General features: G+C 50.1%; 9 protein-coding genes. 1 reads left to right on the forward strand and 8 read right to left on the reverse strand.

Going from position 1 to position 12,388, the window contains the following annotated elements:
* Nucleotides 1-705 precede the first annotated feature (705 nt).
* From Pan54_RS06380 to Pan54_RS06415, 8 genes are all read right to left on the reverse strand, one after another.
* Nucleotides 706-1,743: a nucleoside monophosphate kinase gene (locus Pan54_RS06380; RefSeq protein WP_146502709.1), complete on the reverse strand. Its 1,038-nt coding sequence runs from the start codon at nucleotides 1,741-1,743 to the stop codon at nucleotides 706-708.
* 119 nt (nucleotides 1,744-1,862) lie between these two features.
* On the reverse strand, nucleotides 1,863-2,411 hold the full coding sequence (gene fae, locus Pan54_RS06385; protein ID WP_146502710.1) for a formaldehyde-activating enzyme: 549 nt from the start codon (nucleotides 2,409-2,411) through the stop codon (nucleotides 1,863-1,865).
* A gap of 701 nt (nucleotides 2,412-3,112) precedes the next feature.
* Complete coding sequence (locus Pan54_RS06390) at nucleotides 3,113-3,574, reverse strand: hypothetical protein (RefSeq protein WP_207310060.1); 462 nt, start codon at nucleotides 3,572-3,574, stop codon at nucleotides 3,113-3,115.
* A 234-nt stretch (nucleotides 3,575-3,808) separates the two neighbouring features.
* The gene (locus tag Pan54_RS06395; RefSeq protein WP_207310061.1) at nucleotides 3,809-4,906 is read right to left on the reverse strand and encodes an alpha-hydroxy acid oxidase; all 1,098 of its coding nucleotides are present in this window, start codon (nucleotides 4,904-4,906) and stop codon (nucleotides 3,809-3,811) included.
* A gap of 519 nt (nucleotides 4,907-5,425) precedes the next feature.
* Nucleotides 5,426-6,847, reverse strand: a complete 1,422-nt coding sequence (locus tag Pan54_RS06400; protein ID WP_146502712.1) for a sulfatase — start codon at nucleotides 6,845-6,847, stop codon at nucleotides 5,426-5,428.
* Nucleotides 6,848-7,226: 379 nt separating this feature from the next.
* Complete coding sequence (locus Pan54_RS06405; RefSeq protein ID WP_146502713.1) at nucleotides 7,227-8,819, reverse strand: arylsulfatase; 1,593 nt, start codon at nucleotides 8,817-8,819, stop codon at nucleotides 7,227-7,229.
* A 199-nt stretch (nucleotides 8,820-9,018) separates the two neighbouring features.
* Nucleotides 9,019-9,927, reverse strand: coding sequence for a metallophosphoesterase family protein (locus Pan54_RS06410; RefSeq protein WP_146502714.1), 909 nt, complete (start codon nucleotides 9,925-9,927; stop codon nucleotides 9,019-9,021).
* 77 nt (nucleotides 9,928-10,004) lie between these two features.
* Complete coding sequence (locus Pan54_RS06415) at nucleotides 10,005-11,831, reverse strand: exo-alpha-sialidase (RefSeq protein ID WP_146502715.1); 1,827 nt, start codon at nucleotides 11,829-11,831, stop codon at nucleotides 10,005-10,007.
* A gap of 115 nt (nucleotides 11,832-11,946) precedes the next feature.
* On the opposite strand from Pan54_RS06415, the gene Pan54_RS06420 reads away from it, so the two are divergent.
* A complete protein-coding gene (locus tag Pan54_RS06420) occupies nucleotides 11,947-12,198 on the forward strand; it encodes a hypothetical protein (protein WP_146502716.1) in 252 nt (83 codons plus the stop codon).
* Nucleotides 12,199-12,388 lie beyond the last annotated feature (190 nt).

Genomic DNA, 12,388 nt, shown 5'->3' on the forward strand with positions numbered 1-12,388 from the left:
CCGCTCTGTGAAGTGTGACAGATCACGATCTTCCGATTCATGGACAGAGTATTAACCGACGTCGGAAACGCTGTGGGCCAGCGACTTCTTTTCAGTCAAATCGCAGATCGCACAGGGAATGCGCGATCTGTATGTGATAGTGATTTTGAATTCGCAAGCTCGTGTCGCGATCGTGAGAAGCGTCCCTTGATCCTCATTCATGATCGAGAGACATAATACACAAAACGGTTCCGAGAAACCGTTGAAGCCTCGGGTGAGAATATTGCGTAGCAACTCGAGTATGCCCGACAAACTGCCAGTAAGAAGCGAATCGCAACCAGAGTGATCACATTTGCAAATGGGAATCGACCTGTTTCCAAAAAAAGAAGACTAAACCCGGCCCTACCAATATCCCGTTTGACTAGGATTCCTGAGAAACAAGCCAGTTCCTAATTGAGATATGGAATGAGAAGTTAGCTTGCAGTCCGGAATTCGTCTGAATCAGGTGACGAGTTTTTCGGAGCCGAAAGATCTTTCTTGTCCCCCATGTCGGAAACTCGTCAATAATCTCCAGAATGTCGTGAGAAATAGCAGGGATGAGGATCGCCAACAGTTTCAACCTTTTATTGAAAATTGCTGTACTTGGGGAAAGAACTGACTTACTCTCGAAGACTCACGCACTGTCTTTTTCCGTTTCGATGTTAAGCAGTTCATCCTGCTCATCAATTAGTTGGGAAAAGGTCGCAGGCCGAGAAGCATCTCCGCTCTCTGGGTGAGCGGTTTGGTAGCAAAATCACTATTGGTGAACTCAGCCAGGCTGCTCTGGACGAGGGAATAGACGGTTTGTCGATCTTGACTGGTGTCGATTTCCACACACTTATCTTTACTTTTGAAATACTCGACTGTCGGCAATGTGTCGGCTTTGAACGTCTCGAATCTCTGCTTCAGGCTCTGAGCATTATCGTCGATTCTCCCTGTAAACTTCGCGCGGCCAAGAACACGCTTTTCGAGAACTGCAAAAGGACACTCATAGTACAACATCTTAGGGAGTTCAGTTTCTCGACCGAATATCTTGTACCATCCTTCCAAATTATCCATGGATCGCGGGAATCCATCGAGTAAAAAATTATTCTTGCCTGTCGTTCTCGTAATGTTTTCCATCGCGTTCTTGAGCAGAGTCACTGTAATTTCATTTGGAACTAACTTTCCAGCAGCAAGAAATTCTTCGATGGTTGTGGCGGTTTCGCCTCCTTTTTCGAGTTCAGCTCGAAGTAAATTTCCAGTCGAAAGATGCGTCCACCCAAGTTGCGATTCGGCCAGTTCGCACATCGTTCCTTTTCCAGCTCCAGGACCTCCTAGAACAAAGACAACGTTGGGTTCGGGACAAGGCTGCCGGGGATCGTAGTGATGGATCACGACCTTCGGAGCAGGTGCGACTCCTTTTTTGTAAACGTGCCATTCCCTGTCGGTAGGCGGTAAATCATCTTCGCAGGTCATGTCGTATGCGAGATGGCCATCCAGACGGCAGATTCTCCATGATTGGTAGCTGTTGGAATACGACAGGGCGGGGCTTCTAGCACTTTGGCCATCGGCTCGATCCCAAGCCATTTTGCCATTCCAATAACCGAGACTTGATATCGTTCCCGATTCCGATTTGGCTGGCGGAGCCGTTGAGGGGACGAAGAGTCCATCCACTTCCGGAAGTCCTGCACCTGACACTTCAATAAAGAATGTGTTCGGTTTAAGCTCGTTTATCTCAACCATAATGATTTTCTATTTCGTTCACACACTCACTGTTTATAGCCGTTAAAGTCAACTGCAGTAGTCGAGCAAACGACAACATATGGAATATGTTGAAACAACATGAGGATTGTCCCAGTCTGCTATAGAGTTCCATCGAGTCCCCTTTGATAGTACTTGTGTGTAATTTTGTCCTGATTCTCAAGTAGCCAGTCGATGGACGGTTCGTTATGCATGGCTTTATGAATGGCCTGTGCCATCGCCTTGCGATGAATTTCGAAAAGAGCCTTGTGATCGAGGTTCTCGTCGGTCGCGGCTCCAGGATTGAGCCAAACCGAGCAGACGATGCCCAGATCGTTGGCTTTTTCCTTGGGAATGTCACCGGATCGAACTGCGTCGAGCACCCCGTTGGCAATCGCCGCTTGCACGGTCCCCATTAAGATATTCGTGTAGGCTGAGCTCTTCACGGTCACTTTGCTCACCATTAAAGTCACTGGCCGTACTTGAATATCCGTGTCGAGAATTGCAAAGACCTTCGAGTGGCCGACCGATTGATCACCCGTCAATGTGGCAATCGCCGTTCCGACGGGCCCGTCTAATTCGCCGATGACAACTTCCGGTTCGGCAGCTGTAAACGGAGGTCCGCCAGCGACAAGAGACTCTCCGGTACGCATTACGATTCGATCACTCATTAGAAATCCTGTTGGGTTGCAGGTGAAATTAACTCATTTTGACAGCACTAAAGTGTACTCGCCACTCCTATCGATGTCTAACTCCGACATGCTATACCTTCTTTGCAAAATCAAAGTGTTTTTTTTAGAATCCTGGAATTGGATTGTGTTGAACGGAAAAACTTCCTCAAAGAACGCCAACCTCGTAAAATGGTTAACTAATTCCATTTCTGAGTGACACCCAGCACACGAGACAGGCACGCTTCCATAATCGAGAATAGGCTTCACAATACGCCGCCATCGTGCCCTTGGAGAGGGCAGGCAAGCATCGTGTTGAACTTAGTGTGAGTGATTTCGTTACCGAAGACGGTACGACGCTCTGGGATTGATATGGGATTACTAATCTCACTTTCCGACCGGCAGACAAAGTACTTCCCACAAACAAAACTCTCGGCCAATGGCAAGGAGAAGTGCCCAGGTTTTCCAATCTCCGCTGGGAGGGATGTAAACTGCTCATTCGCCCTAAACCGTATCCCGAAGCGGTGCTGCACGCACTTGGGGAGAATGGTCTGACTGATCCCGAATTTCAGAATGCAATGGAAAGGTCGCTGAACCAGTAGCCCAGTCGATTAAGAATCGCAAACGAAACACTGAAAATGGATTTGAGATTCCAGAGATTTTGGCAGGTAAGGACCTGTATGAAAAATAATCGGTATTCACCATTATGTCACCGCCCATGTGTTCCACATCATGCCCAATACCAATAGACCACGCAGTGTCCAGGCGATGGTTCTTATCCAGTTCGTTGCAACCAAACGCTGTTGGACTTCGGCATTAAAGCCATTTGCCAGCTTTTCGTGACAGGGGACTTGAAGAAACGCTGTCGAAAGCCAGATTATCGCGAGCAGAATGACCCCGGACCACACTTGCCAACTCGCCACATCAGCCGGACGAAACCAGAACAGTAGAACGGCTGTGGCGATCTCAACGAGCATTGGAGGCATCACGACCCAAGTTGTCAGCGACATGTGCCGTTTCTCGTATGCCGAAAACTCTGCACGGCCAGTCGCAGCCAGCAATGGGTAATGCACGATCTGGACAAACCAAATCAGCCCTGTCATATAGAGTGTGGCTGCAACGTGTGCAAGAAATATCAAGCGGATTGTTATGTCGATGTCGTTCATTCCTCGTTCCGCTTTCTCAACGGAAAGTCACGCATAACAGTTGCTGGCTATAGTTCGTTTCCAAGTTATTTTTTGAGACTGACGGCACAGACAATACAGTAACCTCAAAACCAATGCACGTATTTTCCTTCATGAAGATCTGTATTCGATGAGTTGCCTGATAAGTTGGTGCTCTGTTAACACCCTACACGACGCTCAGTTCGCCCATGATGTTATTGGCCAGGATGTGGAGAGTCAGATGGGGACGCTTTCAGCAATCAGATGGTCACATAAGTCACCTACTCTTGCACAACCAACCTGTTCCATCACCTGTTGCAGTTGCTTCTTGAGCATTTCAAAAGTGTGATGACCACCGTATCTGCCGAGGGCACACACGCCAAACATCGGAGTGCGTCCCATGAACGCAAAGTCAGCCCCACATGCCAGGCTCGCTGCGATATCAGCTCCCGAGTACATTCCACCATCGATCATCATTTTCAACTTGCTGCCGAACTCCGGAGCGAGCTTGTACAAAGGAACGATGGTTGATTGTCCTCGATCAAGCTGTCGACCACCGTGATTGGAAACGATCAATCCCTCCAAACCATGTTTGACGGCGATCTCTGCGTCATCTGGATTGACGATTCCTTTCACGATTAAGTTGCCCTGCCACTTTTCACGGATCTGTGCGATCTTGGCTTCAGTTAGTCGCCCCGAAAAGGTCTTGTTCATAAACAAGCCCAGGTGCTTCATGTTTAAACCTTTGGGAATATAGGGTTTCATCGTTTGAAACTCAGGCTTGCCGGCGATTAATTGCCCCATTGCCCAAGTTGGACTCATGAACATCTGAACGATGTTACGAGGAGTCATCCTCGGAGGAATCGAAAGGCCATTTCGGATCTCTTTTGGACGATAAGCGAAAGTTGGTGTATCTGCTAGAATCACCAGTGTGCGGCAGCCCGCCTCCCATGCTCTTTCCAGCAGTTTGTCGCGCAGTAAGTCCTCTGCTGGATGGTACAGCTGAAACCAGAACTTGCCGTTGGTGATCTTTCCGATTTCTTCGATGCTGGCGGTACTGACGGTGGACAGCGTGAATGGGATATTGTGGTCAACAGCAGACTGAGCCAGATACTCGCACGCTTTGGGCCACATCAGCCCTTGTAAACCCACGGGCGCGACTCCAAATGGGGCATCATACGTTTCGCCGAACAGCTCGGTTCTTTGATCGGCTCCATCGAAATCACGCAGATACCAAGGCTTGAGCTGCACATTGCGAATGTCGCTTTTGTTCCGCGCTAAGTTGATCTCCGTAAAACACCCGGCTGTGAGATAGTCGTAGGCAAAAGCTGGCATCCGCGACCTGGCTCGTGCTCGAAGATGTTCGACAGACGGATATTCGGAGTTAAAGTGAGATTGCATGGAGTGGATGAGACGTTATTAATTAAAATGCTGAAAGGAATCGTAAGTAACCAAGCGTAATGTAGACCTTGACTGACTTCACATCGTAGTTAACTACGGTGCACGATTTTAGCTTAGCCTAATAGTCTAGGCTGCCTTTACTAGTCGACCACTGTACTTTCGCTACTTTTCAGGAAAAGTCGGTATGGTCGCTTTTTTTCAAACGATCAAATACGAGTGCTTGAATAGGTTCATCGTATTTGGAAAGCAGTATGTGGATCATTTAGTTTGTGAGTTTGTGGATCATTGCAACAGACATCGATCCAGTATGGTCCCCATCGTAAGTGATCGCAGTGAAGGGTAGGGCAACCACCAACAACACGAATCTCAAAAAATCATCCGCGACCGCGACCATTATCGAATCTTTATTGATTTATCGGCATTGAAAGTGATCAACGCTGTGGCGATAGGCCTTTAGTTTTCAGTAGGAGTGCGTTTGGGAGCGAAAGTTCGGGGGGCATATGCTCGCAACTCCGCTAGCGTCTCAGCATGAATAGTGTCTTGAGCAAGATTCTTCCACTCATGTGGGTCAGATTGAATGTCATAGAGTTCCTCATCACCGTTGGCATAATGGATGAGTCGCCAACGATCTCCACTGACGGCGTAACTGCCAGGATCTGCGAGGTATGTGATGGAAACGTGAGGCCATTCGGACTTGGGATCGCGCAACAAGGGAACCAGAGTGGGACCGTCATGCTCAGACTCCGCGGGTAGGCCACAAAGCTCCAGCAACGTCGGAAACAGACTCAGTAAGTTGACGGGCTGCGAACAGACTGCAGGTATCGAGCCAGCAGGAAGCCCGGGACATCCCTTGGGAACACGGATGATGAGAGGGACCCGTGTGCACACGCGCCAGCCCGTGAACTTTTGCCAGTGTTGTTTTTCGCCCAGATGCCATCCGTGATCCGACCACAGCACGACAATCGTGTTGCTGGCATGTGGGCTCTCATCGAGAGCCTGGATTACCTTTCCAAGCATGGCGTCCGCGAAGTGAATCGACGCCAGGTAACCCTGGATTGCCTGATTCCACTGGCCATTTTTCTGTATGTGAGCAAAATAACGGTTTGGACCTCGACGTTTGCCCTCAGGAGGCAGGTCTTCTAAATCGTCTAGCTTGTAACCTTTGGGAGACTGTATCGAACCCAACGGAAAGGGTTCAAAATACTTCTTGGGCACGAACCAGGGCTCATGTGGTCGATAGATGCCGCAGGACAGGAAGAACGGCTTTTTTCGCTGGACTGCGAGTTGCCTGGAGATCCATTCTGCGACAAGAGAATCGCCCCCATATTCTTCGTCGGTCGCATCGAGCGCTCCCCAGTCGGTCTCCACATATTGCCACGGTCCGCCCCGAGGGAGGTTTAACGGGCGATTTTCCGGGTAGAGGGTACGTGGAAAGGGGTTCTCCAATTTCGCTTCGGGAAAATAATCGTCCCAGGACGGTGCATCTATGAAGTAGTGTAACAGCTTGCCGGATCCGGCAGAATGGTACCCATGACGAGAGAAAGTTCGGGGCATGATCTCGGCATCAGGAAGGACTTCTCGCATCTTCTGACGGTTGTCATACAAGCCGCTACGATGTGGCGAACGCCCCGTGAAGATAGCTGTCCGAGACGGGTTGCAGGCGGGAGCCGCGCAATGGGCGTTTGAAAAAAGTATGCCTGTCTCGGCCAGCCGATTCAGATTTGGTGTCAGTGACTGAGGATGACCTCCCAGGCAGCCGACCCAGTCATTGAGATCATCCATGACGATGAAGAGGACATTAGGCTGCTCAGTCTCAGCGGCAAAGGCTGCCGTTGGGGTAAGACATACGACCAATATCAGAATGTAACGAATCATAGTGATCTCCAGGAAGAAACGAGTAAGCCAGCATTCTAAACCCTGTTTCAATTGGAAACCGGATTTCCTTATACATCTTGAAAAGGTCTTCCGGGGTGGCGGGGGCGCTCCGCTTCAGCGGAAGCCCCCGAAAGATCAACGATTCGGGGGCTTCTCTTCGAGAGCGCCCCCGCCACCCGGGTTTGATTGTTTTCCGTTATATCTCTGGCACGAACCAGTGTTCTTGCAAATTGTTGAATTTCTCCGGTTTTCATTTGGAACACGGTATAATTTGTCAGATACTCAACTGCACTCGAGCTGGTGTTTCTACAATATCAATCGAGATCGATCCCACATCTCTCCTTCGTTAGAATCCTGCAGTCATCGGGGGAGCGAGTCTTCATTGTTTGTCTCCCACACGCTTTTGCCATTCCTCAAAATGTCGAACCAGGTCTTGGACACGTTGCGGCTCACTCTTCGCAAGATCGACCGTCTCCGTGCCGTCGGCTTCAAGATCATAGAGCTGCCACTCACCATCTTTTCGGGAACGAATCGCTTTCCATTTCCCCATACGGATGGCATGATTATTTGGAACGCTCCAGCACAGAGCTTTGTGTCCCTGACGATTTTCTCCCTGGAAAACCGGCAACAAACTCTTGCCCTCCAGCGGCAATGGCTTGCGAGATTGAAACTCTGTTGGGTATTCGACATCAGCGATGTTCAGACACGTTGCCATGATGTCAATCACATGTCCCACTTGTGTGGTCTGCAGCCCACCTCCGATCACTTTCGGCCATTTGGCGATTAAGGGCGTGCGAATGCCTCCCTCGTAACCCGTGAGCTTCGTGCCACGCAGAGGGGTATTGCTGAGGTTGGCCCATGCCAGCCCGTATGCGGCAAACGTATCATGGGGACCAGGCGGATTTTGTGGGCTACTGCCTGGCCGAATCGACACGTTATCTTTTCGCCAGCGATTGTTTGGCTGGTTCGGCGCAAATCCGAAACCATTTTTGGAAGGTCCGACTCCTCCGTCTGGGGCAGCGCCGTTGTCGGAGAGAAATAGGAACAGGGTATTATCCTCTTGCCCCGTTTCCTTGAGCACCTTGAGGAGTTGACCAATCCCCTGGTCAATGCCTTGAACTTGAGCAGCGTATGCGGCCATACGTTCCGACTGCCAGACCTGATTCGGATCGGTCTTCCAATCCCACACGCTGGCAGGTCGTGGTGAGAGTTTCCACTGAAGTGGCACGATTTGTTTTTTTCGTTGTAAGTCGAAACGGCGCAATCGCCATTCATCCCAGCCCTGTTCTTGGTATTGTTGACGATATGCTGCGATGTCTTGTTCGTGAGCGTGAAGTGGCCAATGGGGTGCGATATGAGCCACGTAGAGGAAGAAAGGTTCCTCTTTCACGACCGCTTCTTTCAAAAACTGCAGAGCATGATCGTTGATCGCTTCAGTGAGATAAAAATCATTAGGCAGGGCAAATCGCTGACGGTCGAGATAAAACGGGTTTTTTTCGACTTCATGAAAATAACTAATCTTCCCTTGGCACATCGGACCAAAAAATCGATCAAATCCACGATCGAGTGCCGAGTCTCGCCCCTGCCACTTGCCAGTCATCATCGTGCGATATCCAGCCTGTTGCAGAAGTTCGGATACTAACACGCACTTTGTGTAGTCCTTGGGTTGATTCCAGTGATCGCCCCGATGACCTGTCTGTTGGCAGTATAATCCAGTTAATAACGAGGCACGTGTTGGGCCACAGACCGAGTTGTTGTAGAACTGGGTGAAACGCAGCCCATCTTTTGCCAACGAATCGATATTGGGTGTGCGAATCTCGCCTCCATAACAACCAATGTCAGACCAACCCAGATCATCAGCCATCACCAGCACAATATTAGGTCGGGCTCCCTCGGCAGCCATGATGTTTGAGCAGAAAGCCAAGCCAATCAGTTGGCTGAGTGAAATCAAAACCAGTACCACACTCTGCATATTGTTTTCCAGTTTTTGCAAAGATTATTTTTCTTTCTGAATGGTAGATTATTCACCGAGGTACGTCACTCCTCTCAGTGTAACACCAGCGGTCGTTGTGGAGACTGTCTCCGCGCTTGTTTAGCTGAAGCCTTTGATGACATTTTACGTTATTTCGACCAGGTATTTGGCACATTCACGGGGCTGAGAGTCATAGGCCTCAGCCTCGCCATTGCAGTATCTTAGTTTCCCCGTTCCAGGAATGCTGGGGATCGGTGGTATGTGTTGTCAAGGTTACGCCCTCGTTGGAAAGCCGGGCGGTTGTCCAGCCGGTTGTGGAGGTTGCGGGGTTCCCAACATAAGAGGTCGCTGGAGTGTTAAGGATGTGAATGCCCTGATGCTTAAAGATGCTTCGATCGTGAATATGTCCGTGAATATAAGCCTTCACATGGGAGCGTGCAGACAGAATATTCCAAAGCGGCTGAGAGTCGATCAGTCCTCCCGGAAAGTGTAACGGATCGCCTCCCAGACGTGGATTGTGATGGGCAACTATCAGAGCTGGTTTTGTCGCATGGGCATCCAATGCCTGGGCAAGCCAGGATAACTGGTCGCCGCCGATGGCTCCTTGGGTGATCATGGTTTCCTTCAAGGAATCGAGCAAAAAGAAGTTAGCCTTGGGAGTCTGTACCACCGAAATATGACGTGACTCAACCGGGGGATCGGCTGGGCGTTCATCTTCCAGAATGGAATAGAATGCCTCCCGATTGTCGTGATTTCCGAGCGTGAGATGTGTTTCAATCTGAGCTTCATGTAGCGGACGCAGTAGCTTCGCGAAATGCTGATAATCACCCGGTTGTCCATCTTTCAACGCTAAGTCGCCGTTGATCAGGACACAACTCGGTTGTGTCTTACGATCAACCAACTCGGTTACGACTTGTCGTAAATGGCTGGGGACGGGAGAGTCGGAAGGCTGCTTCTCGCCAATGTGTGTGTCGTTCAGGAGGTACACGAGATCGCCATCCACGGCTGGTCGCGCGTTGGCGAACGACGGAGAAGAACAGACAACAATCCCAGCTCCGACCGTCTTGAGAAACTGACGGCGGCTGTGTTGAACAAGATGGACCGGCATGTTGTTTCTCCGTTTCTTGTTTGCGAGTGGTTTTGATAACAGCAGTTTGAGACGCGAGTATTTGCTGATGAAATGAACTATCTGATCTGTATGGCAGCCAGCGGGATAATCGCCATTTCGGCACTGTTGAGGTTACCGCGTCGGCCTCCATTATTCGAGTACCCTACATAGAGATGGCCTGCATGCTCGATCGCGCAGGGATAAGAAAGACTGAGACTGTCTGCCGACTCTCCAGGATTGTCGGGATGTCGAGATCGGCGAATCACGAACACTTTGCGAAAAATATTTTCACCGGGAGCCGTCACGGCGATCGTCAAAGGCGTACGTTTCCCTCCGTTGTTTTTGGCGGTAGTACAGATCAGAAAGTGTTGCCCATTGCTGAGCGTGCCAGCTGCAGGCTTCGAGGTCGCCATCGGCAGGTTGCTGATTTTTGAAGGAGTCCACGTCCGCCCAGCGTCTCCGCTCGTAGCGAGCAACGCCGAAGCGCCGCCTCCGTAGCGGGCGATATTGAAGATTCGTGCCCCATCAATAAATAATGCAGATTCGCCCCACATGCGACTGATGCCTTCATCTGCCGGGATCTCAACATAGTCCCAGTTGGTGAAATCATCACCATGACTGATCGCGACCGCGGCTGGAAACAGACTGTCATTGGTATATGGCCCCGCGGAAATTCCAGGCATGACCCAGTTGCCATTGTCCATCCGCACCGGCTGGTTCATTGGCCAGAATCCATTCTCGACGACAATGCCATGCTTAATCCATTCGCCGGTGTTTTCATCGAGTGAGTAAGCCCGCGTATGAATATTTTTCATTTTGTCGTAGTAGGCACCATGGAAGGCCCACAGCTTCCCAGCGTGCGAAAGAAAGACGCCATGGCTCACCGCAAGATTCTCATCTCCGCCTTGATCAATCACACGCAGCTCGCTCCAGGTTCGGCCCTGATCGTCACTGACCCGGTATTGGGCTTCTTCGGTGACCGTATTTTCTGATCCCTTGTTGTGCCCGAATGAGGCGTAGAGCTTGTCTTTGTGCCAGCCGAGTCCGACACCGTGCAAGAAGGTGTAGCCATCTGCCTGGTGATCCCATTTCTTGATCACGCGAAACGAAACATCATTGAGAACCTGAATGTCGGCGGCGACGGGCAACGGTTGGGCATCATTCCAGAGCGAAACGGGCTTGGCGAAATCAGGAATCGAATGCGTTGCGTCGACCGGGCTATAGAGAGAGCCCATTTCAGGTGCCGTTAAGGCACGCCGGAAAAGCCGTGCTTCATCCAGAGCCCCCCAGAAGTTTTGCCAAATCCGTCCATTGTCGTTGACGCCGCCAAATGTAAGCGGAGCTTCAGTCTGAGGAATCGGCTGTGTAAGATTGACCTCTCCGACGCGTGTTCCATTCAGCCATAGTTCAACCTTGTCGGTCTGAAACACGAGTCCAGCCTGATGCCAAAGCCCCGGCTTCAAGGCGGCGTCTGTCTGCAGAGTCTTCCAGCCACTTTGATGGACATAGAGTCGCAACTTTTGATCACGGTCCAACATCAAGCCCCATTCACGTTCGCCCAGCGAGTAGCGATTCTTTGCCACGATCATTTGCTGACCTCGATCGAGATGATAAGGGTTGAACCACACCAACAGCGTGAATGGCTTTGTACTGTGAATCAGTGTGTCAGAGTTTTGTACTTCGAGCAGGGTACGGCCATACAAGACAGTCGACTTGCCCTGAACGCCAGCGGCTTGCCGAACCTGACCACCTCTCTGCAATAGATCTTCAGAAACAATGGAATCGAATACCCAGGCATGATCTGCAGGTATTGTTCCGTGGTCTTGAGCGAATAGGGGAATCGCACTGATGGCGATGAGAGCAACCGCTACGAAAGCGTCCCGGTATTGAAAATGCTTGTACATCAGATGGTTTCTTTTCAATGATTGACATTAGTCAATGAATGCAGGTGATAGTGTTTCTGAATCTGCAAACTCGTGAGGCGATCGTGACGGAATCGACCTACACATCGAATTCAGCATGGATGTGCAGGCAAACCAAGAAGTTAACCGAGGAGACCAGGATCCTCATCCACAATCGAGTCATGCAATACAAAAAAAGTTTCGTGAAAATGTCGAAGAGGCGGGCATGAATACGAATCCGTTACCAATAGCTTCGCCGAGTCTGAATGGTCGCTACGAGCGGTTTATTGAAACGATCAAGCTGGAGTGCCTCAATAAGTTTATCATGTTTGTTAAAAAAGCATCTCGATTTACCTCCTGCCTGAGGTGAATATGGCATGGACTATTACCAATATTCTATAAAGTCATTCCGAGTGACCGGATGGTGGTATTCGATTGTTTGCGTGTCTTAAAACGAACACGTTGCAGTTCCTAATCGATGAGCCTGTATTCGCATGTAACTTCCTGCACAGTTTTTGCACCTTACGTGTTCTGGCGATCTGCATTCAACAGCTCATCCG

Source organism: Rubinisphaera italica, from assembly GCF_007859715.1.
Classification (GTDB): Bacteria; Planctomycetota; Planctomycetia; order Planctomycetales; family Planctomycetaceae; genus Rubinisphaera; species Rubinisphaera italica.

Coding starts and splice junctions, on each gene's coding strand:
- Pan54_RS06380 (WP_146502709.1), bottom strand. CDS start 1,743: ATGGTTGAGATAAACGAGCTTAAACCGAACACATTCTTTATTGAAGTG.
- fae (WP_146502710.1), bottom strand. CDS start 2,411: ATGAGTGATCGAATCGTAATGCGTACCGGAGAGTCTCTTGTCGCTGGC.
- Pan54_RS06390 (WP_207310060.1), bottom strand. CDS start 3,574: ATGAACGACATCGACATAACAATCCGCTTGATATTTCTTGCACACGTT.
- Pan54_RS06395 (WP_207310061.1), bottom strand. CDS start 4,906: ATGCCAGCTTTTGCCTACGACTATCTCACAGCCGGGTGTTTTACGGAG.
- Pan54_RS06400 (WP_146502712.1), bottom strand. CDS start 6,847: ATGATTCGTTACATTCTGATATTGGTCGTATGTCTTACCCCAACGGCA.
- Pan54_RS06405 (WP_146502713.1), bottom strand. CDS start 8,819: ATGCAGAGTGTGGTACTGGTTTTGATTTCACTCAGCCAACTGATTGGC.
- Pan54_RS06410 (WP_146502714.1), bottom strand. CDS start 9,927: ATGCCGGTCCATCTTGTTCAACACAGCCGCCGTCAGTTTCTCAAGACG.
- Pan54_RS06415 (WP_146502715.1), bottom strand. CDS start 11,831: ATGTACAAGCATTTTCAATACCGGGACGCTTTCGTAGCGGTTGCTCTC.
- Pan54_RS06420 (WP_146502716.1), top strand. CDS start 11,947: ATGGATGTGCAGGCAAACCAAGAAGTTAACCGAGGAGACCAGGATCCT.